The sequence below is a fragment of the Kitasatospora sp. NPDC033851 genome, assembly GCF_055576085.1.
The window spans coordinates 128,287-152,025 of sequence record NZ_JBVIRL010000001.1 but is presented as its reverse complement, the minus strand read 5'-3'; the positions used below and the strand labels follow the sequence as shown (position 1 = coordinate 152,025).

The following is a 23,739-nucleotide window of genomic DNA, read 5'->3' as shown; positions in this document are numbered from 1 at the left end:
CCTGGGGTGTGCACGCGGCTCTGGAACCCGACGCGCCCGATTCTAAGCAAGCGCTTATTCATCTGACCAGAGCCGATGACCCACGGAGACCCGTAGGAACGCCCGGAGGTCGAGTCCGCCCGACCTACCGGCTGTCGGAGATCTTCGGCCGGTCAGCCTTCCCCGGGCGCCGGGGCGGGGCGCCAGCCGAGGGCCGGTCCGAGCCGGGTCGCGAGGTCGGTGAGGATCTGCACGTAGTCCCGGTGCTCGAAGGTGAACGGCAGCGCGAAGGCGACCTCGTCGACCTCCCGGTACCCGGCGTGGGCGTGCAGCCGCTCGACGAGCTCCGCGGTCGTGCCGACCAGGTCGGGGGCGAACAGGAGCCGGGCCGGCCCCTGTGGGGCGTGCGTGCGCGGGGTGCGGGCGAGGGCGTACGCCTCGTACTTGGCGCGCTGTTCGGGCGTGGCGCTGTCGGTGGGGATGACCACCAGACTCTGGGAGACCCGGGCCCGCTCGCCGTCGGGGTGGCGTTCGCGGAAGGCGTGGATCTGCTCGGCCTGGATCGCGGCGAAGTCGAGCGGCCGGTCGTCCGGCTCGGTCTTCATCACGCTGCTGGTGAGCAGGTTGAGCCCTTGTCCGCCGGCCCAGCGGGCGGAGCGCAGGCTGCCGGCGCCGTACCAGAGGCGGGAAACGAGGCCGGGGGAGTGCGGCTGGACCCGGCGGGAGTACACCTCGACGCCTTCGGTGCCGGCGAAATCGGAGGCGTCCTCGCCGCGGATCAGGGCGAGGAGGCGTTCGGCACGGCGGGGGCTGAAGTCCTCGTGCTCGCCGGTGTCGGGGTAGAGCGCGTCGCGTACGTGCTTGTAGTGGGTGGGCGGGCCGACGCTGAAGCCGGGGTTGAGCCGGCCACCGGACAGGATGTCCACGGTGGCGAGGTCCTCGGCGAGCCGGAGCGGGTTCTCCCAGCCGAGCGGGGTGACGGCGGTGCCGAGCTGGATGCGGCTGGTGCGCTGGGTGGCGGCGGCGAGGACGGCGACGGGGGAGGAGATCCCGTACTGGAGGTGGCGGTGGCGCAGCCAGGCGCTGTCGAAGCCGAGCTGCTCGGCGAGGGTGATGAGGTCCAGGGTGGACTCGTGGCCCCGGCGCGGGTCCGCCTCGTCGAAGAGCCCGATGGTCAGGAAGCCGAGTCTGCGCAGCGGGCGGGGGTCCGGCATGGTGGGCGGCTCCGCTGGGTGTGAGGCGGCCCGGGGGAGGGCCGGACGGTCCGTGTCCTCCGAACGTAGCGCCCGCCCCTCGGCCCGACAAGATCGGCAATGCGATCCGGACACCCGGCTGAAACGAGGCGCAACCGGGCGCAGCGGGACGCAGCCGGGCGCCATGCGGCGTCACGCGACGTCACGCGCGGAGGGCCCCCGCCCGGGCGGGGGCCCTCCGTACGGCGGTCGTCAGCAGCTGCGCAGCTCCGGGCTCTGGTTGCGGATCTGGTTGTGCAGCGAGGTGAACTCGCGGTACGCCTCGCTGTCCTCGGAGCCGGGCCGGAAGGCGCCGACGCGGTGGCAGTTGACGAAGGCGAGCTTCACTCCGAAGTGGTCCTCCAGGCTGCCCCGGATGGCGTTGCTGGCGAGCGCGCGCAGCAGCTGGGCCCGCTGCTCGTCGCTGGGCGTGGTGTTGTCGGTGGTGAACTCCTCGTCACCGTCCGCGAGTTCGGTGCTGAGCCCGGCGACGACCTGGTAGGCGTAGGGGAGCGAGGCCCGGACGGTGGCCAGGAAGTCGGCCTCGTCGACGCGGCCCTCCCGGGCCTGGTCGAGGAGGGCGGGGGAGACGTCGAGCGACATGGGTGTCCTCTTTCGGGGGGTGCCGGGGGTGCCGGGGGTACGTGGGCATCGGTGGGCAAACACCTGCCCGCGATGGTTATCGAAGATGAAAACCATTGCGGTTAAGATTTCGGTATCCCCGACGCCCTGTCAAGTGCCGCCCCCCGAAGGGCTGACATCCGCCTCCGGCAGCCGGCGGACCTTGATGACGAGCGAGGCGATCACTACGGCGAGCGCCGCGAAGACGAGGCCCAGCTGGAAGGCGCTCGCGATGCCGTGCACCAGCACCTGTGAGGAGTACGGCTCGGGCAGCTGTCCGGTCGCCTTGAAGCGGAGGGCCTCCTGCGGGGTGGCCTGCTGGAGGAACTTCCCGACCTGCTGACGGGCCTCGTTGCGGCTGGCGGTGCCGTACACCGTGACCAGGATCGACAGGCCCAGCGAACCGCCCACCTGCTGGGTGGTGTTGAGCATGCCGGTGGCGGCACCGGTCTCGTGCGGGGCGACCCGGGAGACGGCGGTGAGCATCACCGGGACGAAGATCGAGCCCATGCCGAAGCCGAACAGCAGGGTCGGCCCGAGGATGCCGCCGACGTAGCTGGTGTTGATGTCGATCCGGGTGGCCCAGGTGACTCCGGCCAGCACCAGGACCGAGCCGGTGACCAGGAACGGCTTCGGGCCCCACCGCAGTTGGTTGCGGGCGGCGAACTGGGCGGCGGCGATGATGGCCACGCTGATCGGCAGGAACGCGAAGCCGGCCCGCAGCGGGCTGAAACCGAGGATCTCCTGCACGAACAGGGTGATGAAGAAGAAGATGCTGAACATCGCCGCGGCCACGCAGAGCATCAGCCCGTACGCGCCGGAGCGGTTGCGGTCACGGAACAGGTGCAGCGGGGTGATCGGCTGTGTCACGCGCCGCTCGTTGAGCACGAAGGCCGCCAGCAGGGCGACGGCGAGGCTGAACGCGGTCAGCGTCACGGTGTCCGTCCAGCCGTGCTCGGCGGCGCGGATGAAGCCGTACACCAGCGAGACCATGCCCGCGGTGGAGGTGAAAGCGCCGGTGAGGTCGAACCGTCCGGGGTGGCGTTCGGACTCGTTGATGTAGAGCGGCGCCAGGAGCGCGATCGCGATGCCGATCGGCACGTTGACGAAGAACACCCACCGCCAGGACAGCCAGGACGTCAGCATGCCGCCGAGCAGCAGCCCGATCGCGCCGCCCGCGCCCGCGACGGCGGAGAACACGCCGAAGGCCCGGTTGCGGTCCGGGCCCTCCTTGAAGTTGGTGGCGATCAGTGCCAGCGCGGTCGGCGAGGCGATCGCGCCGCCCAGCCCCTGCAGGGCCCGCGCGGCCAGCAGCCAGGCGGAGGACTGCGCGACCCCGCCGAGCAGCGAGGCCAGGCTGAACACCAGCACGCCGACGACGAACACCCGCCGTCGGCCGAGGATGTCGCCCGCCCGGCCGCCGAGCAGCAGCAGCCCGCCGAAGGTCAGGGTGTAGGCGTTGATGACCCAGGACAGGTCGGTGGTGTTGAACTTCAGCGCCTGCTGGATGTGCGGCAGCGCGATGTTCACGATCGTGATGTCCAGGACGACCATCAGCTGGGTGGCCGCGATGACGGTGAGGGCTATCCCTGGATGCTGGCCCCGACGTGCGGTCGCGGGCGGAGCCGTGGCCAGGGCACGCGAGGTGGCCATGGCAGGTTCCCCAATGGCTCGGGAGCGAACGAGTGGGAGGGGGACGGATTCGTTCACCAACCTCGACAGTATCCCCAGGAGATAGGGAACACAACCGTTCATTACGGACAAGCGGTGATTTCCGGACAACCGTCGATCGGGGGTGTGAACCCCGTCCCGGCCATGGCGGGTCATCGGGCAAGACCTCTTGCCGGCCCGGAGCTCGCAACACGAGACTGTTCGCCCTCGGCGAGTCGGTCAGGCCGGCTGGTCGCGGTGGGCAGCTTCGCTCTCCACGCTCAGGCCCTTGCGCGTGCGCTGGAGCATCTGGACCAGCAGCCCCTCCGACGGGCGTCGCTCGGCCAGCAGCCGGTTGCAGTGGAGGTGGACGTAGCTGCCGAGCAGCCGGTCGCGGTCCGTGGCGAGCCGCCCGGCAGCCTCCAGTCCGGACAGCCGGTCGACGGCCTCGGCGAGCGCGCTGCGGCGCTGTGCCAGGATCGTCTGCACCGCACCGCCCAGCAGGGCCGGGCCCTGCGGTGTGCCGAGCAGGGTGCGCAGGCGCCGCTGGCGCACGCGGTAGTCCTCGCCGGCCTGGCGGCGGGCGGAGTCGTAGAACTGCCGGGCCTGGTCGGTGTACCAGTGCAGGCGCTCCTCGGCGTCGAGGCCGAGCCCGGCTAGCAGGTCGTCGGTGCTGACGGCGGCGAGCTCGGTGAGGTCGCCGCCGTCCGGGGCGTCCGGGGAGTCCGAGCCGTCCGGGCTGTCCACGGCGGACGGGCCGTCCGCGAGGGGCGGGGTGTGTGCCGGCCCGGTCTCGGCGAGCAGCCTCATCACGGCCCGGCTGTCGGCGCAGAAGATCTCCTCGCTGACGTCGGTCCCCTCCGAACCGCCGTACCGCTCGAGTTCACGGTCGTAGGTGTCGATGACCAGCCGGGAGACCAGGCCCTCATCGGTGAGCCGGGCGGCGAGCCGGGCGATCTCCGGGAGCAGGTGCCGGGTCAGGGCCTCCTGGTCGCCCTTCCAGCGCAGGCGCAGGTGCGGGTCCGGGTCCGCGTACCGGATGAAGAACCACTGCTGCGCGAGCCCGGAGACCTCGGCCATCTCGCACAGGTGCCTGAGGGGGCCGGCCAGGAGGCCGTTCTCCTGGTCGTGGTCGCAGTAGAGCTTGGCGAACAGCCAGTCGCTTCCCGGCAGGCGGAGCCGGTCCCGGATCGGGACGGGGCGGTCGTCGCCGCGCGCGACCGTCGGCGCGGGCGCGGGCGCGGGCGCGGGCGCGGTCTGCGGTACGGCCTGAGGTACCGCCTGTGGTCCGGGTGTCGTCCGCGTCGCCGTCCCCGGGGCCACCCGCCTGTCCGCCTGCCCGTCCGCCCGTGCTGCCGCCTGTGGGCGAAGGACGAGTGGTGCCACGAGCTCGCTCATGAAGACGCCGTCCGCACCGGGCACCCACGCGTCGGCGGTGTCGGGCAGTGCCTCCTGGAGCACGAGCAGCCCGGCCCGGCTGCTGCGGGCCTCGGCGCGCAGCTGTTCGACCTGGGCGGGGTCGTCGAGGTCGAGCAGCAGCCGGTTGTCGGCCACGGTCAGGTAGAGGCGCGCCGGGACCGACCACTGCGTGCGCCAGGCGGCCACGTGGGCGGCGAAGGCCTCGGCGCCGGCCGGCCGGCCCTCGCCGCCGTCGGGGGCCGGGCGCAGCAGCCAGCGGGCGGGGGCCAGCACGATCCGGCCGTACTGCACTCTGGGCAGGAACGGGAAGCCGGCCGCCGGGCCCCAGTCGAAGGCCGCGAACTCGGGTGAGCCGTCCCGGGCGACCTCGTCGAGGAAGCGGCAGACAGCGGGCGCCTGATGGGTGTTGAGCATGTGGCGCGCGGTCGGGCGCAGCACGGCGTCGAGCCGCCGAGACCGGAGCCGGTAGCGGTCGTGGCGGATGCCGACCAGGATGTCGTCGAGCGGCACGACCCGCTCGGCGGGCACCCCGGCGGGGACGTCGAGGACGATCTCGTGCTCGTGGACGGCGGGGCGCACGACGACGTTCGCCATCCGGTGGTTCGCGGGGAGGTAGACGACCTCGGCGGGCAGGGCGGCGTCGGCGCGGGCCCGGCTCTCGGCTTCGCCCAGGGCGCGCAGTGCCGCCGGGCCCTGCGGCGCGAGGAGGTCGGCGAACCGTCCGAGCGAGCGGCCGGCGCTGCTGGCGCCCAGGTTGGGTCCGACGACCAGGAGGAAGTCCCCGCGGTCCACGGCCTCGGGGGAGGCGGCGGCGACGAAGGCGGACAGCTCCAGGGAGAGCGGCGCGGGTACGGGTTCGGTCGACGGGTCCCGGGTCTGGAGGTCGGCCAGCAGGGCGTCGGTCAGTTCGACGACGCGCTGCCCGTCCCGCAGGGCGCCGAGGGCGAGGTCGGTGAGTGCGTTCGCGCGCCGGGCGGCCACCTCGGGCGGCAGCGCCTGCCGGGCGCCGTGCGCGTGTGCGAGCGGGCCGATCCCGGTGTGCTCGTCCAGCAGCTCCAGCAGGGGCACCTCCCGGTCGTGGCCGTAGCGCTGGGTGAACGCGCCCCGGTGGGCCGACAGTTCGGCGCAGCCCAGCGGCTGCGGCGACAGGCGCAGGAGCAGCTCGGCCGCCTGGGCGCAGGCCTCGCCGACGTGGGCGGTGAGCCGGTCGCCGGCCACGGGCCGGGCCATGTCGGTCTGGAACGCCGGTCCGCCGGCCGGGTGGACGGCCTTCGCACGCTGGGCGATGCCGCGGGCCCGCTTCGGTGCCTCGTCCGCCGGGGCCCTGTCGAGATCGGCCATCTCGGCGAGCAGGTCGGCGAGTCGGCCGGCTGTGCGGGCGCAGGCGGGGCGGTCGGCAAGGCGGCCGCGCAGCTCGTCGGCCGGTTCGGCGGTGGTGAGGGCGGCGCGCAGGTCGGTGACCAGGAGGCGCTGGCGCCACAGGTCGGTGAGCAGCCGGTCGACCTGCTCGGGACTGCCGCCCGTGTGGTCCAACAGGTGGCGGCGCAGCGCCGCGTACGGGACGGGGCGGCGGGCGGCGCGCAGTGCCTCGCGTACGGCGGTGGTGAGGCGGACCGAGCCGGTGCTCTGCGCGGGTCCGCCGTCGGCCAGGGCGAGCCGGCCGTGGCGCTCGACGGCGTGGGCGCCGACCGCCCACCGGCTGTCGGCGCGGGCGGCGGGGTCGTCGTCCAGGGTGAGGCACAGGTCGGTCAGCCAGCCCATGTCCGGGCGGGTGCGGATGCGGTCGGCGTCGTTGCGCACGGACAGTGTGGTGCGCTCGCCCCAGCCCGCGAGGGACACGGCGGCGAACGCGCCGTACGGGGTGGGCCGGGTGCTCATCCGGATCAGGTAGCGGGCCAGCTTCAGCTCGGCTCGGGCGGCGTCGCGCGGGCTCGCCCCGGGGCGCTGCAGTGCTTCGAGCAGGTCGGGGCTGGCGATGGCCAGGGCCCGGCGGATGCGCGGGTCGGCGAGGGCGTCGCGGGGGTTCGCGGTGGTGGCGGCGCCCGGTCCGCGGGCAGGCAGCAGGGGGGTGCGGACGATCAGCCAGGGGGCCGGTTCGTAGAGGGGGGCGCGGCTGCGGGGGTGCGGCGGGGCCGCGTCGGCGGCGGCGCCGGTGTTCACGGGCGGTGCCGGGGCCGGGTCGGGGCTCGGGGCCGGCGTCATGACAGCGCCACGGCGCGGTCCCACACCGGCTCCTGGTCCGTCGCGGCCGCGAGCAGGACGAGGGCGACCCCGGCCGCCCCGTCGAGGAAGCCGGGCTGGTCGACGAGATTGCCCGCCGGCTCCACCGTCGCGATCCCCATCGGCCGTGCCGGGTCGACGTGCGCCAGGATCTGTTCGGTCAGAGCGACGGCGGCCTCGGTGAACACGGGCAGCCCGGTGTCGTCGGCGAAGCGGAGCGTCACCTGGAGGAGCCCGGCGACGCCGTGGCAGAAGGTCGGGGAGTCGATGCCGCGCTCGGGGACGGGCCGACGGTAGACGGCCTCCATCGCCTGCACCGCCGCGCCGCACAGGCCGTCGTCGCCGAGCGCGCTGCCCGCCAGCCACAGCGCCCTGGCGATCCCCGGGCTGCCGTAGCACCACGCACTGCGGGTGGCGTGGTGCGCGCGGCCCTCGCGCAGGCCGGGCCCGCCGTCGACCAGCGGGACGACGGCGGGCCAGTTCGGCCCGGCCGCGTCGTCCACCCGGTGGGCCGACAGCCACCGGGCCGGCTCGCGGACGGCCGGTTCGAGGCCCTCGACCACGGCCCCGCTGCGGACGGCCAGGGCCAGCACCGCCAGCGGGCCCGGGATGCCGTGCGCCAGACCGCAGTTGAGGTTGCCGAACGGATAGGAGCGGGCCTGCTCCTCGTCATGGAGCAGCGCCACCGGGGTGTACCAGGCGGGCGGGTGCCCATCGGAGCGGGCGAGGCCCACGAGAGCGCGCAGCACCTGCGGGAGCGCCGGATGCGCGGGCCGGTCCGCACCGGCGGGCAGCAGGTGGGTGGCGATGCCGCTGAGGCCCGAGATGAGGTCGAAGGCCGACACCGGCACGCCGCTGCTCCCGCGCATGGCCGCCGCCGCGGACAGGCTCACCGCCGCGATCCGGCCGTCGAGGACCTGGCGCAGGCGCCGGTAGCCGCGACCGCCGCCCAGTACCGCCGCGCAGAACGCGACACCGCTCAGCCCCCCGAACACGCTCGGCGGGGCGCTGCCGCGCCGCTCCAGCGCGGCCACCGAGCGCGCGAGGTGCGCGTGCCCGGTGCGGTCCCAGCCCTCGGCGGGGAAGCAGCGGTGCAGCTGGGCGCAGAGCAGGGCCTGGCCGGTGTCGCCCTGCGCCAGCGACACGGGGTCCCAGTGCACCGATCCGGGGAACGACGTCTGCCGGGCGGCGAGTTCGATCGCCGCCCGCACGCGCGGGGGGTCGGTGGCCCGGTCGGCGATCAGCCGGGCGGCTTCGAGCGCACGTGCCCCGGCCGCCGGCCCCAGCCGGGGTGTCCAGCCGTCGCGGCCCTGCGCCGCCGGCGCGGGCGGTGTGGGCGAGGCCGTGCCGAATGCCGTCACATCCGGCATTGCGGGTTCGGTCCGCAGGTGAACACGTGCGGGTTGCAGGTGTCGCGGGTTTCGCACAGGTGGCACGTGGCCTGGCCACAGGTGGCGCAGGTCCCTCTGCCGCAGGTGATGCAAGTGAACCCGCCGCAGGTCACGCAGGTGGCTTCGCCGCAGGTGACGCAGGTGGCTCCGCCGCAGGTGACGCAGGTGTTGTCCTCACCGCACGTGGCGCAGGTGTTCTCACCACAGGTGGCGCAGGTCTGGCAGGTCTGGCAGGTCCTGCGGAGGGTGGCGCATACCGTGTCGTCGGTGCACTGGCACGTGTGCGGCTTGCAGCCGGTGTTGAATTCCGTCGGGCAGTCGAAGTCGGTGCCGCAGGCGAAGTCGGTGTGACAGGGGGCCCCGGTCTCCGGCCCGAGGGGCTGCATGCCCGTCGGGCGTGGCTGCCCCAGGCGGAGGTCGAGGTCGAACTCGTCCACGGGAGCGGCCGATTCCACGCGGGTGAAGTGCACGGTCGCGTCGCGACGCAGGGTGACCTTCGTCGCGTCGAGTCCGACGAACGGCGGCTGGTCGCTCGCGACGGTCTCCACCGAGAGCACGTCCGCGGAGGCGAACTCGGCGTAGTAGTCGAGCTGTTTGTTGAAGTACAGGCGCCGGAATCCGGTGCGGTCGCTGTCGCCCAGCAGGCCGCTGAGGGTCAGCGTCTTGGCCGGCCGCTCGGATGGGTCGGAGAGGTTCCTTGCCACGAAGTCGTCCTGTGGGCGGTCGCCGATGCCGCTGGGCCCACCGGGTTCGGAGTTCTTGTCGGCCATGTCAACCTCGGGTGCTACTGATGAGGTTCCGCGCTTCCACGGCGGCGCCGGTTGCACAGGGTGCGGGTTCCCGTGGTGTACGGTCCGGGCCAGCCGGACGGCGGCGTCACCGGCGGGAGGCCGCGGCCGCGTCAGACCGTCGGCCTGTCAGTGGTCCTGCCGCATGCCGGAGCTTGCGAGGAGACGGGCCCGGGACGAGAAACCGCACTGTCCGTGTTGACTCTGCGTCACGCTCGGTCCTGTCTCCTCCTTCCATTGTGGGCCCGCTTGCCCGTACCCGCACGGCCCGTGGGCGGGGTGACGACGGACTCCGGAGCCGTCGCCGAGGAGGTGCGCCGAGGCGGCCTTGCCCTGTGATCCGATGGATACCGGGGAATCTGATACTGGCCCCCGCCGTCTGCCTCGTACCGGCGCTGCGTCGCTGCGGCGGTGCGGACCTGCGGGAGGCGAAACCGGAAAGCGCGGTGGCGAGCGATCTCACGATCCGGCCGGTCGGCTCGGAAGCGCAGACAGCCGAGCCCGCGCCGAGCGCCGCCCTCGGCCACGGCGCGGTGGTGCCGGCGCTGGTCGCGGCCGGCGCGCGGTGCGGTGCCGGAGATGACGAAATTCTGACGGAACGCCCCGGTCGCTGGCCGTGGCCCGCCCTGAGCTGGTCGAATCGGGGCGTGACGAGAGAAGTGGAACATCCCAAGGGCAGTCCGGTGGGCCGGCGGGTCGTGCTGGGCCTGCTCGGGCTCGGCGCGGCCGGCGTGGCGGTCGGCCCGTACCTGCAGCGTGCCGAGTCGGCGTTGGCCGAGCGGGATCCGAGTGGGCTCAGCGGGCTGTTGCCGGGCAACAACGGCTTCCGCTACTACTCGGTGGTGACCTTCGTCCCCGGGCGGGACGCCGCGAACTACGCGCTCACGGTGGACGGACTGGTGGAGCGCCCCACCACCCACCGGCTGGCCGATCTGCAGGCGATGCCGCAGCGGCGGCTGGTCAAGGACGTCCAGTGCGTCACCGGCTGGCGGGTGCCGAACACCCCGTTCGAGGGCGTGCCGCTGGCCCACCTCCTGGACGCCGCGGGGGTGAAGGACGGGGCGAAGGCCGTGCGCTTCAACTGCTTCGACGGCGAGTACACCGAGAGCCTGACCCTGGAGCAGGCGCGCCGGGACGACGTGCTGGTGGCGCTGCGCATGCAGGACAATCCGATCTCGCACGACCACGGCGGGCCCGTGCGGCTGTACGTCGCGCCGATGTACTTCTACAAGTCCGCGAAGTGGCTGTCGGGGATCACCGTCACCGGCTCGGTGGAGCCGGGTTACTGGGAGCAGAACGGTTATGACGTCGACGCCTGGGTCGGCCGGTCGAACGGGCGGGACGATGCGCCGACGAGTTGAGCCGATCCTCCGCTTCACCCCGACCGAGCGCTGGGTGCACCGTACGACCGCCGCGCTGATGGGCGTCTGCCTGGCCACGGCCGCCTTCCTCTACCTGGCGCCGCTCGCCACGCTGGTCGGCAACCGGCCGCTGGTCGTCACCGTGCACGTGTGGTGCGGCCTGGCCCTGCCGGTGCCGCTGCTGCTCGGGCTGGCGTCCCGTGCGCTGCGGGCGGACGTCGCCCGGCTCAGCCGGTTCGTGCCGGCGGACTGGGCGTGGCTGCGGGCCGTCCGGCGGCGCTCCTGGGACCGGCCGGCGGGCAAGTTCAACGCCGGGCAGAAGCTGTACGCGCAGTGGACGCTCGGGTCGATGCTGGTGATCGTCGGCACCGGGTTGCTGATGTGGCTCACCCACCTCGCCCCGCCGTCCTGGCGGACCGGCGCGACCTTCGTCCACGACTGGCTGGCCGCTGCCATCGCGATCGTGGTCGCCGGGCACGTCCGGATGGCCTGGCGGGATCCTGAGGCCCGGCGCGGGATGCGGACCGGGCTGGTGGAGCGGGGCTGGGCCGAGCGCGAGCACCCGCACTGGCAGGCCGCGGACGCGGAGCCGGAGTAGGCCGGGGGAGCCGTCGTTGCGCGCCGAGCGCCCGCCGATCGACCGCCCGGAACCGGCGGCGGGATGACGTGTCGTCAACGCCAGGCAGCGGGTCCGTGGGCGGCCGGCGTGGAACGCCATCAGGGGGTGGACGGCGTGCCGTCGCCCCGGAAGGCGGCTTCCGGGGCGACGGCACGGGGGCGTCAGCCCGTGATCGGCTTCAGTGCGGCGGTCATCGTCGCCGCCATCACGGAGGTGCCGTTGTAGGAGCCGACGGTGGCGTCGTCGAGGGCGTTGACGATGTCGTCCCCGGCGACCTGGTTGCGGTCGCCGACGATCACGGTCCCGTAGTTGCCCCCGGCGGCCTGGGCGGCGTCCATGGCGGCTCCGGCCACCCCGGCCGCGCCGCTCGCGCCGTTGTGGGAGCCGACGGTGGCGTCGTGGCCGGCATTGATGATGTCGTAGCCGGCGACCTGGTTGTCGTCGCCGACGATGACCGTCCCGTGGTTGCCGCCGGAGACGACCTCGGCGCTCGCGGCGGTCGGCACGGCGGCGAGACCGGCGGCGGCGAGGAGGATCAGCGTCCGGGTGATGCAACGATTCATGGGGGATTTCTCCGCTTCTGTCTGTAGATGTCCATGTGCGGGCGAAGGTGACAGTAGGCGCCGCCCCTCGGGGCGGCGGCGATGATCCGCCGCCCGTGGCGTGTCGGACGGGGTCGCCGGGGCCGGTCGAGGCCACCGTCCGAGCCGACACTTCGGCGCCGGGCCCTGACGGGTTGACCCGCCCGGGTGGTCGGCGGCGCGGCACGCCGGGGACCGGGGGCAGCGGCGGGCTAGGGTCGGCGGGGCCGGTCCGCCCCACCACGGGAGAACGATGCCGAGGGTCCCCAGTCTCCGCTCACGGTGGGCGCGTGCCGCCGCCGGACTGGCCGTCGTCGCGTCCGCCCTGACGGGCTGCGGGAGCGGCGGGCAGGGCGGCCCGGTCGCGCTGAACTGGTACAACTTCCCGGACGACTCGGGTGCCCTCCAGCAGGCCGCCGACCGCTGCGGGCAGCAGTCCGGCGGGCGCTACACGATCCACTACAACAAACTGCCCCGCGGCGCGGACGGCCAACGCCAGCAGCTGGTGCGCCGGATGGCGGCGCACGACGCCGACGTGGACATCCTGGGCCTCGACGTCACCTGGCCCGCCGAGTTCGCCGAAGCCGGCTGGATCCGCGAGTGGACCGGGGCGATGCGCGAGCGGGCCACCGCCGACACGCTCGACGCGGCGGTGCGCACCGCGACCTGGCGAGGCCGGCTGTACGCCGTGCCGTACAACTCCAACACCCAACTGCTCTGGTATCGCGACGACTTGGTGGACACCCCGCCCAGGACATGGGCGGAGATGCTCGCCAAGGCCGAAGAGCTGGCCCGCGCGGGCAAACCGCACTACGTGGAGATCCAGGGCGCCCAGTACGAGGGACTGACGGTCTGGTTCAACACCCTCGTCACCAGCGCGGGCGGCTCGATCCTCACCCCCGACGCGCAGGCACCCGCGCTCGGGGCCCCCGCCGTCACCGCCGCCACGGTGATGCACGACCTGGCGACCTCCGCGGCCGCCGACCCCTCGCTGCCCAACCAGATGGAGGACCAGAACCGGCTCGCCATGGAGTCCGGCACGGCCGCCTTCGAAATCAACTACCCCTTCGTCTACCCCTCCATGAAGGCCAACCAGCCCAAGCTTTTCCCGCACTTCCGCTGGGCCCCGTACCCCGCCGTCACCCCCGACCGCCCCGCCAGCGTCACCATCGGCGGGATCGACCTCGCGGTGGGCGCCTACAGCCGGCACGCCGACCTCGCCTTCGAGGCCACCCTGTGCCTGCGCGACCGGGACAACCAGCTCACCAACGCCCTGAAGGGCGGCCTCCCGCCGTCCCTGCGCAGCCTCTACCAGGCGGCGGAACTCACCCAGAGCTACCCCTTCGCCGCCGACGTGCTCACCGCCCTCGACTCCGCGAGCGTCCGGCCGCAGACCCCGGCCTACCAGAACGTCTCCATCGCCATCTCGCACACCCTCTCCCCGCCCGCCGACATCCACCCGGACAAGGACGTGGCCGACCTCCGCGGGCAGATCCAGGACGCCCTCGGCTCGAAGGGGCTGATTCCGTGACACCACCCACCGGAGCCCGCGACGCGGCCGCCCCCGCCCCGGCCGTCCACACCCCGGCCGGGCGCTCCCGCGGCGCCCGCCAGGAACGCAGGCTCGGCCTGCTGCTCTGCGCGCCCGCGGTCATCGTGATGCTCGCTGTCACCGCCTACCCCATCGGCTACGCCCTCTACCTCTCGCTCCAGCGCTACGACCTGCGCTTCCCCGAACAGGCGCACTGGGTCGGGCTCGCCAACTACGGCGCCGTGCTGACCTCGAACTTCTGGTGGCAGGCGCTCGGCGTCACCGTGCTGATCACCGCGGTGTCGGTCGCCGTCGAACTGGTCCTCGGACTGGCACTCGCCCTGGTGATGCACCGCGCCGTCTTCGGACGCGGCACCGTCCGCACCGCGGTCCTGGTGCCGTACGGGATCGTCACCGTCGTCGCCGCCTACTCCTGGCAGTACGCCTGGACACCCGGCACCGGCTACCTGGCCGCCCTGCTGCCCGAGGGCAGCGCCCCGCTGACCGAACAGTGGCCCGCCATCGGCCTGATCATCCTCGCCGAGGTGTGGAAGACCACCCCGTTCATGGCCCTGCTCCTGCTCGCGGGGCTCGCCCTGGTGCCCGACGAGACCGTCCGGGCGGCCATGGTGGACGGCGCGACCTTCGGACAACGGCTGCGCCTGGTCATCCTGCCGCTGATGAAACCGGCCATCCTGGTCGCCCTGCTCTTCCGCACCCTGGACGCCTTCCGGATCTTCGACAACATCTACGTCCTCACCGGCGGCTCCAACGGCACCGGATCGGTCTCGATCCTCGGCTACGACAACCTCTTCACCGCGCTCAACCTCGGCATCGGCTCGGCGATCTCCGTCCTCATCTTCGGCTGCGTCGCGCTCATCGCCCTGGTCTTCGTCAAACTGTTCGGCGCGGCCACGCCGGGCGCCGAACCGGAGCACCGATGAGCACCCGCCACACCCGCGCGCTGACCGGCTGGGGCATCGCCAACCTGGTCGTCGTCCTCTACGCGCTCTTCCCGGTCTGGTGGATCGTCGCCCTCTCCTTCAAGGACCCCAGCACCCTCTCCGACGGCGACTTCGTGCCGCGCACCTGGACCTGGACCAACTACCGCGGCATCTTCCAGACCTCGGAGTTCACCCGGGCCCTGGTGAACTCGATCGGGATCGCGGTGATCGCCACCACCATCGCCGTCGTCCTCGGCACCATGGCGGCCTACGCGGTGGCCCGGCTGCGCTTCCCCGGCAAGCGGCTGCTGATCGGGGTGTCCCTGCTGATCGCGATGTTCCCGCCGATCTCGCTGGTCTCACCGCTGTTCAACATCGAACGGGCGCTCGGCCTCTTCGACACCTGGGCCGGACTGATCATCCCCTACATGACCTTCTCGCTGCCGCTGGCGATCTACACACTGTCGGCGTTCTTCCGGGAGATCCCCTGGGACCTGGAGAAAGCCGCCAAGGTCGACGGCGCCACACCCTGGCAGGCGTTCCGGCTGGTCATCGCCCCGCTGGCGGCACCCGGCGTGTTCACCACCGGCATCCTCGTCTTCATCTTCTGCTGGAACGACTTCCTGTTCGCCATCTCGCTGACCTCCACCACCTCGGCCCGGACCGTACCGGCCGCCATCGCCTTCTTCACCGGGAGCTCCCAGTTCGAGCAGCCGACCGGCTCGATCGCGGCCGCCGCCGTGATCATCACGATCCCGATCGTGGTCTTCGTGCTGCTGTTCCAACGCCGCATCGTCGCCGGGCTCACCGCCGGCGCAGTCAAAGGTTGAGACCGCCCCACCCGGCGGACCAGGAACAGGAAGGCGAACCGTGGCCGAGATCGTCCTCGACGGCATCACCAAGCGCTACCCCGACGGCGCCCTCGCCGTCCACGACGTCAACCTCACCATCGCCGACGGCGAATTCGTCATCCTGGTGGGCCCGTCCGGCTGCGGCAAATCCACCACGCTCAACATGATCGCCGGCCTGGAGGACATCACCGAAGGCACCCTGCGCATCGCCGGACAGGTCGTCAACGACCGCGCGCCCAAGGACCGCGACATCGCGATGGTCTTCCAGAGCTACGCGCTCTACCCGCACATGAGCGTGCGCGACAACATGGGCTTCGCGCTGCGCCTCGCCAAGGTCGACAAGGCGACCATCGGCGCCAAGGTCGAAGAGGCCGCCCGCATCCTCGACCTCACCCAGCACCTCGACCGCAAGCCCGCCAACCTCTCCGGCGGACAGCGCCAGCGGGTCGCCATGGGACGGGCGATCGTCCGCGACCCCAAGGTCTTCCTGATGGACGAGCCGCTGTCCAACCTCGACGCCAAACTCCGGGTCCAGATGCGCACCCAGATCGCCGCGCTCCAGCGCCGCCTGGGCACCACCACCGTCTACGTCACCCACGACCAGGTGGAGGCCATGACGCTCGGCGACCGGGTCGTCGTCATGCGCGCCGGCGTCGTCCAGCAGGTCGGCTCGCCGCAACACCTGTACGACGAGCCGGTCAACCTCTTCGTCGCCGGGTTCATCGGCTCGCCCGGCATGAACTTCCTCGGCGCCGCGCTGGAGGAGAACGCGCTGCGCACCTCACTCGGCGCGCTGCCGCTGGACGACCGCACCCGGCGCGCCCTCGAGCACGCGGACGCCCCGCGCGAACTGATCGTCGGCATCCGCCCCGAGGACTTCGAGGACGCCTCCCTGACCGAGCACACCGGGGTCGGGTACGCCGGGGTCGGGCACACCGGCGGGGTCACCTGCACCGTCGCCGTCGAGGTCAGGGAGTCCGTGGGCTCGGACGTCTACGTCCACTTCGCCGAGGAGGGCGGGCCGGCGCCGACGGACGAACTCGCCGAACTCGCCGCGGACTCGGGCCGGGCCGACACCGGCATGCAGGAGCACCGCGTCGTCGCACGGCTGAACACCGCCACCCGCGCCACCGAGGGCAGCCCGCTGGAACTGTGGGTCGACACCGCGCGGATCCACGTCTTCGACCCCCGAAGCGGGGCCAACCTGACCCACCCGGAACGCCTGCCGGACTAGCGCGGGGGCGGGGGCAGGGGCTACGGCGTGCCGCCCTGTTGGCGGCTCATCCAGTCCTCGATGGCCTCTTCGGTCCGGGCGAGCTTGTCGGTCGGGCTGAACTGCAGCAGTTCGGTGCCGGCGTCGACGTACGGCCGGTGGCCCGGCGGCTGGTAGAAGGCGTCGCCGGCCTCGTACACCTCCTCCTGGTCGCCGAAGACGTAGCGCATGCGGCCGGCGATGACGTAGCCCCAGTGCGGGCACTGGCACGACCCGTCGGGCAGCGCCTGCAGCGGCCCGTCGAGGTCGGCGTCGGCGGCGAAGGAGACGAATTCGACGGTGTAGCCGTCCATCTCCGCCCGGCGGTCGGTCACCGGTCCGAACTCCTGGACCTGTGGCGCGGATTGCTTGGAAACCTTCGGCATTGCTACGGCTCCTCTCGGTGACGCCCCCCGAGACTTCCCGTCGTGTCGAGTCGACCACCCCGGACGGCCGGGCGCATCCGGAGGCGGACGCCCCAGCGCGCGCTGCCGGTCCGGAGGACACCCGGGTCGGCGACGCGCGCGGGGGTGGTGAGGGCCGGTGGTGTCAGAGGGTCGCCGCCGGGGTGGCAGACGGGCGACGGGCCATCGCCTCGGAGGCCTTGGCCGTGGCGTACAAGGAGATGGCCAGGGCGACGACCAGGGCGGCGCCGGCGGCGAAGACACTGCCGGAGGAGACGGCCTTGGCGCTGCCGGCCTCGGTGCGGGCGGACCCGGCGAGGAACGGCACGACCACCAGGACCGCGACCCCGAGGGCGGCCTCGCCCCAGACGACCAGGGGGAAGTGGCGCAGCGTGAGGTGGCGCAGGGAGGCGGTGTCGTCGGCGCGGCGGGCCCGGGCGATGCGCGGCATCAGCCAGAACTGGTTGACGGCACCGGCGGCGACCAGGCCGAGGACGAGGACAACCTTGACGAGCAGGGCGAGGCCGTAGCCGGTGGTCCACAGCTGGGAGACCGAGCCGACGTGCTTCCAGCTGAGCCACAGGCCGGAGACGAGGACGGCGCCGACGCAGACCATGGCGACGAGGCCGAAGCGGCGCCACAGGTCGGCCCACAGCAGGCCGGCGCCGTCGCCGAGGCGGCCGCGGGTGCCGGCGAGGGCGACGAGCAGGGCGAGGCCGCCGAGCCAGACGGTGCCGGAGACGATGTGGACCTGGTCGAGGGCCAGGTCGAGCCAGCGGTCGAGGTCGGCGGGCGAGGTGGTCGGGACGGCGGCGACCAGGGTGACGGCGAGCGCGGCCGGCAGGACGGCGAAGGCGATGCGGTCGGTGTGCCGGCGGGCGGCCGGGACGAACAGGGCGATCAGCGCGGCGGCCGTGGCCAGGAGGACGAGGTTCTGGACCAGGTAGACGGTGCCCTGGGCGACCCAGGCGTCCTTGGCGGCGGGGGCCTGGAGGAAGTCCCGGATCCGGCCGGGGGCCAGGGCGTCGCCGAAGGGCGTGCCCTTGCCGGAGCGGGCGACGCGGGCGGCGAGCTGGAAGTAGCCGGCGAGCAGCAGCACCACGCCCGCCCCGGCGAGGCAGGCCGCCGATCCGGACCTCAGGACCGCGGCGTCGTCGCTGTTCCCGCTGCGCTCAGCCGTCCTGAGGGCGGGGCGGACGGTGGTGGCGTACGTGACGGTGGTGCCGATGGCTCCGCTGAGGCCGATGAAGTAGCCGGTCTTGGTGAGGACCCGCCAGAGCTGGGGCGTGGCGTATCCGGCCGTGTTCGCGGCCGACAGCAGACTGTTCATGAGGGAAGGCTAACCTTTCTAAGGATAGCCTTCCCTCATTCCGGGCCCTTGGTTGTTCTACCGTCATCAACCTGTGACTCGCGGTCGGGTCGGACGGCCACGAGCAGGACGAGGGCGCCCGCCTGGACGACCGTCACCGCCGCGATCAGGGCCGGCACGGACACCTCGTACAACGCGCCGGTCAGGGCGCCCGCCGCCAGGGTCGCGGCGCCGACGACGGCGGCGAAGACGCCGTAGGCGGTGGCCCGGCGGGCGGCGGGCACGAGGTCGGCGACAGTGGCGCGCAGCGTCGACTCCTGAACTCCCATCACCGCTCCCCACAGCAGGACGCCCGCGACCACGGCGGCCCGCGTGCCGCTGAAGGCGAGCGCGGTCATCGCGGCGACCAGCACCGGCAGCACCGCGAGGACGCGCGGCCCGACCCGGTCGTACAGCCAGCCGGTGGCCAGCGCGACGACGGCGTCGGCGAGCATCGCCGCCGCGTACAGCACCGGCACCAACGACACGGACACCAGGTGGCGCTGGACCAGGTGGAAGGAGACCACGCCGAAGGTGGCGAAGCCGGCGGTCGTCGCCGCGGTGAAGGCCGCGTACACCCAGAACGCACGTGGCAGCCGCGGCGGTTCGGCCTCTTCGCCGCCGTCGCTGTTGCCGCCGGAGGGGTGGGCGGGCGTGGAGGCGGGCTCGTAGCGGGCGGGTTCGGGCACGCGGGCGCGCAGCCACACCAGCAGGGCGAGCGCCGCGACGCCCGGCACGGCGAGGACGCCCAGCGCGGGCGCGTAGCTACCGGTCACGGCCAGGACCCCGGCCACGGTGAGCGGGCCGATCACCGCGCCGAACTGGTCGAGCGCCTCGTGCACCGCGAACCCCCGGCCCCGGCCGGTGGCGGCGGTGGCGTGCGAGAGCAGGGTGTCCTTGGCCGGGGACCGGACGGCCTTGCCGACCCGCTCCGCCACCACCAGCACGCACGCGGCCGTGAGCGTCCCGGCCACGCCCAGCAGCGGCACCGCGGCGACGGTCAGCGCGTACCCGGCGATGGTCAGCGCCCAGAACCGGCCGGTGCGGTCCGCCAGCGGCCCGGACACCAGCCGCAGGCCGAACGCCGCGGCCTCCCCGGCTCCGGTGACCACGCCGACCACCAGCGCGGAAGCGCCGAGGGAGGCGAGCAGCGGCCCGGTGACGGACCGGGCGCCCTCGTAGACGAAGTCGGCGAGCAGGCTCACGATCCCGAACCACACGACGAACCGCCACGGTCGCATACCCGTCGACCGCTCCGCCGGGGTGGGCCGGTTCATCCCCACACCCTATCGGCTGCGCGGGCCGGTCGAGGTGCGCGCGGGCGGGAGCGGGAGTTGGCTGGAAGCACCGGGGGTTGGGAACCGCGACGAGAGCAGGGACGAGAGCAAGGGAGCGGTGACATGGCTGTGGTGATGTCGATGCGGTGGGCCGAGGCCACGCCCGAGCAGTACGACACGGTGCGTGACGAAGTCCGCTGGGAGGAGGTCGAGCCGGCCGGTGGGCAGCTGCACGTCGCCTGGTTCGACGCGCAGGGCCTGCACGTGACCGATGTGTGGGAGTCCCAGCAGGCGTTCGAGACGTTCTTCGCCGAACGGTTGGCACCCGCGATCGAGAAGGCCGGCATCCCCGGTGAGCCCGAGACGGTGTTCAGCCCGCTGCATCGGCGCTTCGTCGCCCCGGGCGTCAGCGGCGCCGCGTAGCCGGAAACCGCGGGTGCTCCCCGCGAGCACCCGCGCGCCCCCGCCGGGCCTGGACGCCCGGGCGAGGGCCGCGGGTCGTCACTGCGCGCGGACGATGACCACCGGGCAGGCGGCGTGCTGCGCGCAGCGCGTGCTGACCGAGCCGAGCAGGGCCCGGGTGAAGCCGCCGCGGCCGTGGCTTCCGACCACCAGGACCTCGGCGCCCTTCGACGCGTCCAGCAGGACGTCCGAGGGGTCGCCCAGCACCATCGTCGGCCGAACCTCCACCGGGCGGTCCGTGCCGAGCACCGTGCGGAGTTCCTCGGCGAACCGCCGCCCGGCGAGGTCCCGGTCGAAGGACATGTCGACCACCGGCGCCGACCAGCCGACGTGGCTCGGCGGCTCCCACGCGCCCACCGCCTCCACGACCCCGCCGATCAGCGTGGCGTGCCGGACCGCCCAGCGCAGCGCGGCGTGCGACGACGGCGAGCCGTCGACGCCGACCACGACGCGGGGAGCGGAGTCGTTCGCGTCCATGTCTACCGTCCTGTCGGTCGTCGCCCCTTCCACCACGGTGCGGGCCACCCGATGCCGCCGCCAGTACGGTCCGGCACCCGGGTGACGGCGGCGGCACCCCGGTCGTCGGCCGACCGCTCAGCCGGCCAGGCCCGGCAGCACCTCGGCGCCCGGCAGCCGGGCCAGCGCCCACCCGGGGAGGATCAGCTTGCCCCGGCGCCGACCGCTGCCGACCAGGACGTACGGCGCGGCGGCCACGGCCTCGTCGATGAGCAGTGGCCAGGCGCCGGGCAGGCCGACGGGGGTGATGCCGCCGTACTCCATGCCGGTCAGCTCGACCGCGGTGTCCACCGGGGCGAAGGACGCCTTCCGCGCCCCCAGGTGGGTACGGACCGCCCGGTTCACGTCCACCCGGGTCGTGGCCAGGGCGAGGCACGCGGCGTGCGTGACCTCGCCGGCGCGCTTGGCGGCGACCACCACGCAGTTCGCGGAGAGCTCCGGCGGCGTGTCGTAGGCCGCGCAGAACACCGCGGTGTCCGCCTTCTCGGGGTCGGTGTCCACGTAGAGCACGGCCGCGGCCGCGTCCCTGGCGTCCCAGTTCTTCAGGGCGTCGGCCACGGGGGCGGCCAGGTCGTCGCGAACCTCCAGGGCGGCGAAGGCCGTTGGGAAGTTTCCGAAGGGCGGGGATGCGGACTCGCTCATGGGACGGACTGTAGCGCGGTCCCTCACCCCGCCCGGCTACCCCCAGTACCCCGTGTGCACCGCGGCGGCCTCCTCGGGCAGGTGCGGCCCCGAGACCTCCACGGTGTTGCCGCCGGCCGCGAAGACCTGTCGGCACGGCAGGTCGAGCACCGGCTCCTCCGGGTCGACCCCCGCGATGGCGTTCAGCTCGGTGGCGGAGAGCGCGTAGACGACCCGCCGGATGCCGCTCCAGTAGATCGCGCCGGCACACATCGCGCACGGCTCGGTGCTGCTGTACAGGGTGGCCCGGGTCAGCTGTGTCGGGGCCAGGGTGCGGGACGCCTGCCGCACCAGGTTGGTCTCCGCGTGGGCGGTGACGTCGCGGTCCGACAGCACCGAGTTCTCGGCGCTGAGCAGGACGTTCCCGTCGGAGTCGGTCAGCAGCGCGCCGAAGGGGTGATTGCCGTGCGCTCGCGCGCTGTGGGCGAGTTCGAGGGCGGCGAGCAGGTGGTCGCGGTCGGCCATGGCGTACTCCTCAGGGTGGGCCGGGTGGTGGGGTCGAACGTACGACGTCAGTCTCCGGACGAAAGGGCTCCGACGCCGGGCGTGTGGGTGACAGGATGCCCGGGTGAACGAGATCATGCGTGCCGCCGAGCGCCTGCTCGCCACCCGGCTGTCCGATCCCGCCGACCTGGGCGGGAGCAGCCGCACCAGTGTGCTGCGCTGTCGGACGGCCGACGGACGGAGCGTCGTCGTCAAGGCCTACACCGGCGGACCGGACGCCCTGCGCGGTTTCACGGCGGAGGCCGCCGGGCTCTCGCTCGGCCTGGCCGGCCCGCCGGTGCTCGGGGTGGACCCGGAGGTGCCGCTGCTGGTCCTGGCCGACCTCGGCGACGCGCCGACGCTCGCGGACGTGCTGCTCGGGGACGACCCGAAGGCCGCCGAGGACGGGCTGCTGGCCTGGGCGGTCGGGCTCGGCCGACTGGCGGCACGGTCGGTGGACCGGCGCGCCGACCTCACCCGGCTGTGGGCGCGGTACGACATCGGCCTGCCGACCTGGGCGGACGAGCCGTGGATCGCCCGCAACGCCGCCGACCTCCCCGGCGTGCTCGAAGCGGCCGGTGTCGCCGTGCCGGGCGGCCTGGTCGAGGAGCTCGCGCGGATCGGGACGGCGGTCGGCCAGGAGTACCCGGCGTTCTCCCCGGGCGACACCTGCCCGGACAACAACCTGCTCACCCCGGACGGTCTGCGGCTGCTCGACTTCGAGGTCGCCTGCTACCAGTCGGTGTTCCTGACCGCGGCGTACTGCCGGATGCCGTTCGCCACCTGCTGGTGCGTCTTCGCCCTGCCGGCCGGGATCGCCCGGCGGATCGAGGCGGCGTACCGGGCCGAGGTCGTCCCGGTGTATCCGGCGCTGGCGGAGGACGCGGTGTGGGAGGCAGGGATGGCGCGAGCGGTGGCCGTGTGGACGGCGAACGCGACCCTGCGCCTGCTGCCGCGCACCGCCGAGGACGGCCCGATGCACCGCACCCGGCGGCCGGTGGCGACCAGGCGCCAGGTGCTCAGGCACCGCTGGGAGACGGCGGCGCGGCTCGAAGGGTTCCCCGCGTTCACGGAGACGATGCGGCGACTGCTGCGGGAGGTCGCCGACGGCTGGCAGGTGGAGCCGCTGCCGGGCTACCCGTGTTTCGCGCATGAGGGTGGCGCCCGCGACTCCTGACGGGGCGCTTCCGGCGGCGGCCGGGTCAGCCGTACGGGACGACGGCGACCGGGCAGTGGACATGGTGGATCGCGGCGTGCGCGACCGGGCCGAGGTGGTGGTGGAGGCGCGGCATCCTGTGGCTTCTGCGGCCGACGACGAGCAGCCGGGCCGTCGCCGCGGCGTCCACGAGTTCGACGGTGGGCTTGCCCCGGACCAGGTCGGCCCTCACGGCCACCTCGGGGTGCCGGGCCCGCCAGGACTCCAGGGCCTCCGCGAGATCGGCCCGCTCGTCGGCGGACACCTCGCCCTCCAGCCCGCCGATGGCGCCGTAGGACATGTGCTCGCTGCCGGCCGGCGGGGCCCAGACGTGGACCACGCGCAGCGGCGCCGAGCGGAGCGCGGCGGCCTCGAAGGCGAACGCCAGCACCGGGTCCGCCGGATGCGCCAGGTCGAGGCCGACCGTCACCGCGCCGTCCGCCTCCTCCTCGCCCGCCCGGACGAGCACCACCGGGCAGGCGGCCCGGCGCAGCACCTCCTGGCTGACCGAGCCGACCAGGAAACCGCGGACGGTGCCCAGCCCGCGTGAGCCCAGGACGAGCACGGCGGCGCTCTGCGCGGCGGCCTCCAGTGCCTCGGCGGGCTCGGCGGACACGGACGAGGAGGAGACCGTCAGCCCGGGGGCGAGGGCGCGCAGGGCGGCCTCGCGGGCGGCGAGTCGCAACAGGGTGTGCCGGTAGCTCTGGTCGCTGCCGACCACGTCCCGCTTCGGCCAGGGCCAGGCGTGGAGGAGTTCGAGCCGGAGGCCGCGGCGCCGCGCCTCCCGGGCGGCCCATTCGGTGGCGGCCAGGCTCTCGGGCGAGTCGTCGAAGCCGGCGACCACGGATCCGGTCATGGCGTCCTCCTCGGTTCCCATGCTCGATCGGGGCGGTGCCCGGCCGCCTCGGGTGCGGCCCCAGTATCGGCAGTGGGC

Annotated in this window: 22 protein-coding genes; 8 read left to right on the top strand and 14 right to left on the bottom strand. The window is 73.6% G+C overall.

The window, feature by feature from the left end; all coding sequences use genetic code 11:
- Positions 1–152: 152 nt before the first annotated feature.
- The 6 genes from ACZ51D_RS00695 to ACZ51D_RS00670 form a co-directional block, all read right to left on the bottom strand.
- On the bottom strand, positions 153–1,193 hold the full coding sequence (locus ACZ51D_RS00695) for an LLM class flavin-dependent oxidoreductase (protein ID WP_465614867.1): 1,041 nt from the start codon (positions 1,191–1,193) through the stop codon (positions 153–155).
- A 231-nt stretch (positions 1,194–1,424) separates the two neighbouring features.
- The gene (locus ACZ51D_RS00690; RefSeq protein ID WP_360501842.1) at positions 1,425–1,814 is read right to left on the bottom strand and encodes an SCO5389 family protein; all 390 of its coding nucleotides are present in this window, start codon (positions 1,812–1,814) and stop codon (positions 1,425–1,427) included.
- A 129-nt stretch (positions 1,815–1,943) separates the two neighbouring features.
- Positions 1,944–3,485, bottom strand: a complete 1,542-nt coding sequence (locus ACZ51D_RS00685) for an MFS transporter (protein WP_360501844.1) — start codon at positions 3,483–3,485, stop codon at positions 1,944–1,946.
- Between the two features lie 237 nt (positions 3,486–3,722).
- Entirely contained in the window at positions 3,723–7,103 is a 3,381-nt protein-coding gene (locus ACZ51D_RS00680) for a lantibiotic dehydratase (RefSeq protein ID WP_465660631.1), read from the bottom strand.
- Positions 7,100–8,491, bottom strand: a complete 1,392-nt coding sequence (locus tag ACZ51D_RS00675) for a lanthionine synthetase C family protein (RefSeq protein WP_465660629.1) — start codon at positions 8,489–8,491, stop codon at positions 7,100–7,102. The genes ACZ51D_RS00680 and ACZ51D_RS00675 overlap by 4 nt, the downstream gene beginning before the upstream one ends.
- Positions 8,479–9,282: a hypothetical protein gene (locus ACZ51D_RS00670; RefSeq protein WP_465660627.1), complete on the bottom strand. Its 804-nt coding sequence runs from the start codon at positions 9,280–9,282 to the stop codon at positions 8,479–8,481. The genes ACZ51D_RS00675 and ACZ51D_RS00670 overlap by 13 nt, the downstream gene beginning before the upstream one ends.
- A gap of 665 nt (positions 9,283–9,947) precedes the next feature.
- Between ACZ51D_RS00670 and ACZ51D_RS00665 the strand changes: the two genes are divergently transcribed.
- Both ACZ51D_RS00665 and ACZ51D_RS00660 read left to right on the top strand, forming a co-directional pair.
- Positions 9,948–10,661: a molybdopterin-dependent oxidoreductase gene (locus ACZ51D_RS00665; protein ID WP_465660625.1), complete on the top strand. Its 714-nt coding sequence runs from the start codon at positions 9,948–9,950 to the stop codon at positions 10,659–10,661.
- Complete coding sequence (locus ACZ51D_RS00660) at positions 10,645–11,259, top strand: cytochrome b/b6 domain-containing protein (RefSeq protein ID WP_465614871.1); 615 nt, start codon at positions 10,645–10,647, stop codon at positions 11,257–11,259. The genes ACZ51D_RS00665 and ACZ51D_RS00660 overlap by 17 nt, the downstream gene beginning before the upstream one ends.
- Before the next feature lie 182 nt (positions 11,260–11,441).
- Here the strand turns inward: ACZ51D_RS00660 and ACZ51D_RS00655 are convergent, their stop codons facing one another.
- Entirely contained in the window at positions 11,442–11,843 is a 402-nt protein-coding gene (locus ACZ51D_RS00655) for a hypothetical protein (RefSeq protein ID WP_465614872.1), read from the bottom strand.
- Between the two features lie 271 nt (positions 11,844–12,114).
- Between ACZ51D_RS00655 and ACZ51D_RS00650 the strand changes: the two genes are divergently transcribed.
- The 4 genes from ACZ51D_RS00650 (at position 12,115) to ACZ51D_RS00635 (ending at position 16,421) form a co-directional block, all read left to right on the top strand.
- Entirely contained in the window at positions 12,115–13,392 is a 1,278-nt protein-coding gene (locus tag ACZ51D_RS00650; protein WP_465614873.1) for an ABC transporter substrate-binding protein, read from the top strand.
- A 98-nt stretch (positions 13,393–13,490) separates the two neighbouring features.
- Entirely contained in the window at positions 13,491–14,336 is an 846-nt protein-coding gene (locus ACZ51D_RS00645; RefSeq protein ID WP_360502014.1) for a carbohydrate ABC transporter permease, read from the top strand.
- Positions 14,333–15,166 carry a carbohydrate ABC transporter permease gene (locus ACZ51D_RS00640; protein WP_465660624.1) on the top strand — a complete coding sequence of 278 codons (834 nt, stop codon included), beginning with the start codon at positions 14,333–14,335 and terminating at the stop codon, positions 15,164–15,166. Before ACZ51D_RS00645 ends, ACZ51D_RS00640 begins: the two co-directional genes overlap by 4 nt.
- 40 nt (positions 15,167–15,206) lie before the next feature.
- A complete protein-coding gene (locus ACZ51D_RS00635) occupies positions 15,207–16,421 on the top strand; it encodes an ABC transporter ATP-binding protein (RefSeq protein WP_465614875.1) in 1,215 nt (404 codons plus the stop codon).
- A 20-nt stretch (positions 16,422–16,441) separates the two neighbouring features.
- Here the strand turns inward: ACZ51D_RS00635 and ACZ51D_RS00630 are convergent, their stop codons facing one another.
- The 3 genes from ACZ51D_RS00630 to ACZ51D_RS00620 all read right to left on the bottom strand — a co-directional run bounded on the left by ACZ51D_RS00630 (position 16,442) and on the right by ACZ51D_RS00620 (position 19,468).
- Positions 16,442–16,825, bottom strand: a complete 384-nt coding sequence (locus ACZ51D_RS00630) for a cupin domain-containing protein (protein WP_465614876.1) — start codon at positions 16,823–16,825, stop codon at positions 16,442–16,444.
- Positions 16,826–16,988: 163 nt separating this feature from the next.
- On the bottom strand, positions 16,989–18,173 hold the full coding sequence (locus ACZ51D_RS00625) for a CopD family protein (RefSeq protein WP_465660622.1): 1,185 nt from the start codon (positions 18,171–18,173) through the stop codon (positions 16,989–16,991).
- A gap of 35 nt (positions 18,174–18,208) precedes the next feature.
- Positions 18,209–19,468 (bottom strand): MFS transporter, encoded by a 1,260-nt coding sequence (locus ACZ51D_RS00620; RefSeq protein WP_465660620.1) that lies wholly within the window; start codon positions 19,466–19,468, stop codon positions 18,209–18,211.
- A 123-nt stretch (positions 19,469–19,591) separates the two neighbouring features.
- Here ACZ51D_RS00620 and ACZ51D_RS00615 point away from each other — a divergent pair, with 123 nt between their 5' ends.
- Positions 19,592–19,891, top strand: coding sequence for a hypothetical protein (locus ACZ51D_RS00615; protein WP_360501876.1), 300 nt, complete (start codon positions 19,592–19,594; stop codon positions 19,889–19,891).
- A 78-nt stretch (positions 19,892–19,969) separates the two neighbouring features.
- Here the strand turns inward: ACZ51D_RS00615 and ACZ51D_RS00610 are convergent, their stop codons facing one another.
- From ACZ51D_RS00610 to ACZ51D_RS00600, 3 genes are all read right to left on the bottom strand, one after another.
- Entirely contained in the window at positions 19,970–20,407 is a 438-nt protein-coding gene (locus tag ACZ51D_RS00610) for a universal stress protein (protein ID WP_465614879.1), read from the bottom strand.
- A 117-nt stretch (positions 20,408–20,524) separates the two neighbouring features.
- A complete protein-coding gene (locus tag ACZ51D_RS00605) occupies positions 20,525–21,088 on the bottom strand; it encodes a YbaK/EbsC family protein (RefSeq protein WP_465614880.1) in 564 nt (187 codons plus the stop codon).
- A 36-nt stretch (positions 21,089–21,124) separates the two neighbouring features.
- Positions 21,125–21,592: a nucleoside deaminase gene (locus tag ACZ51D_RS00600; protein WP_360501884.1), complete on the bottom strand. Its 468-nt coding sequence runs from the start codon at positions 21,590–21,592 to the stop codon at positions 21,125–21,127.
- A 103-nt stretch (positions 21,593–21,695) separates the two neighbouring features.
- On the opposite strand from ACZ51D_RS00600, the gene ACZ51D_RS00595 reads away from it, so the two are divergent.
- Positions 21,696–22,787: a hypothetical protein gene (locus tag ACZ51D_RS00595; protein ID WP_465614881.1), complete on the top strand. Its 1,092-nt coding sequence runs from the start codon at positions 21,696–21,698 to the stop codon at positions 22,785–22,787.
- 25 nt (positions 22,788–22,812) lie between these two features.
- Here ACZ51D_RS00595 and ACZ51D_RS00590 read toward each other — a convergent pair whose 3' ends face one another.
- Positions 22,813–23,661, bottom strand: coding sequence for a universal stress protein (locus tag ACZ51D_RS00590; protein WP_465660618.1), 849 nt, complete (start codon positions 23,659–23,661; stop codon positions 22,813–22,815).
- Positions 23,662–23,739: the final 78 nt, after the last annotated feature.